The sequence below is a fragment of the Escherichia sp. KCJ4928 genome (assembly GCF_004352695.1).
Classification (GTDB): domain Bacteria; phylum Pseudomonadota; class Gammaproteobacteria; order Enterobacterales; family Enterobacteriaceae; genus ECMA0423.
Genome location: NZ_SJWV01000413.1, coordinates 1 through 1287, shown reverse-complemented (window position 1 = coordinate 1287; position 1287 = coordinate 1). Strand labels below are relative to the sequence as shown.

General features: G+C 50.1%; 2 protein-coding genes. One reads left to right on the top strand and one right to left on the bottom strand.

Translation table 11 applies throughout. The annotated features are described in order from the left end of the window. Nucleotides 1-329 precede the first annotated feature (329 nt). Entirely contained in the window at nt 330-575 is a 246-nt protein-coding gene (locus E0D98_RS24400; protein WP_000820629.1) for a hypothetical protein, read from the top strand. 489 nt (nt 576-1064) lie between these two features. On the opposite strand, the gene E0D98_RS24385 is transcribed toward E0D98_RS24400, so the two are convergent. Continuing rightward, a partial coding sequence (locus E0D98_RS24385) for an MbeD family mobilization/exclusion protein (RefSeq protein WP_240723770.1) occupies nt 1065-1287 on the bottom strand: 223 nt, incomplete at its 5' end.

Here is a 1287-nt window from a genome sequence, read left to right as displayed (position 1 = left end):
CCACACGACCATCGAGTGCCCATAATCAATACCTTCTGTCGGACCACTACCTTCGTAATCACTCATAAAAACACCTCTTTGACTTTTAAAACAATGCGTTAAAAACAACAAACTGTACATAAAACCACTGGTTTTATGTACAGTAAAAAGTTACGTCACCTCGTAAATCCTGTCAACCCACTGGATTTACGTTTTTGTGAAAACGCTCAAGAAAAACAACCAATCATTCTTAAACTCAATGGCAACAGGCATGAAAGAAGGCTGATTAGCATAAGGAGAGAGCCAACAGTTAAACTGTTATGACACCAGAGAAACACCCGGAGACCACCATGAAACGCCATAGACTGACCGAAGCCGAAGAGCGCCGACTGGCAGAAGCCATTGCCGCTGAAGCTCGTGCCATGGGGCTGACGAAAAAGGACAAAATGCCGCAGGAAACAAAGCGACGCCTCCGGGCACGGATACTTAAAGCCATTCTTGATGAACGAACGGCCAGCAAAAATCGAGAAGCCACACTGACTGCCGGACAGGACCCGGATGACACCTTCACCTGGCAACCACTGCGCCGCCGCTAAGCTAAGGGTTATTTAACATAACCCCTTATTGTACGCACCGCTGAAATGCGTTCAGCGCGATCACGGCTGCTGACAGGTAAAAATGGCAACAAACCACCCGAAAAGCTGCCGCGATCGCACCTGATAAATTTTAACCGTATGCATAGCTATTCAGCCATGTGAATAACGCTGGTTTTGCCTGCGTAAACCTCATGACACTGTTTTTTTTCCATCTTTTCAGTTGATGACATACGCAGACATCGCGGGATGAGGCTGAGGAATGAGCGCGATCTGGCAAAGAGGCAAAACACAGCAACAAAAACGACACGCCAGAATCGCGCCCGGATTCGTTTTTAACGCGTTCCGGTACCATCTGGCAACCTCCCGGAACAACTCACCGTCACATCCCCATTGACGGGCCACGCCATACCCGTACTTCCCGTTCCTGCTCTTCATGCCAGGACCGCGCACGCTCCCGTTCCAGGCGTGCCAGCCTTTCCTGTTCATCCCTTATCTGCTGTTCGTGATAAATAACCGACTCAAGCGGTCCACCTGCCCGGCTAATCTCTGCACCTGCTGACTCAAGCCGTCGCACTGTTCCCTCAGTTGCCCGTTCTCCTGTCGTGTCAGCTCGAACATATGCTGCAAATCCGTGAAGGCGCTCTCCCAGTCTTTCAGCCGCTGCGTATAGTCCTGCTGCAATTGCTCTAAGGCGTTCAGTAAGTGCATTTCC

Bases quoted from the DNA above. Each gene is read 5' to 3' on its own strand.
- E0D98_RS24400 (WP_000820629.1), top strand. From the start codon at position 330: ATGAAACGCCATAGACTGACCGAAGCCGAAGAGCGCCGACTGGCAGAA.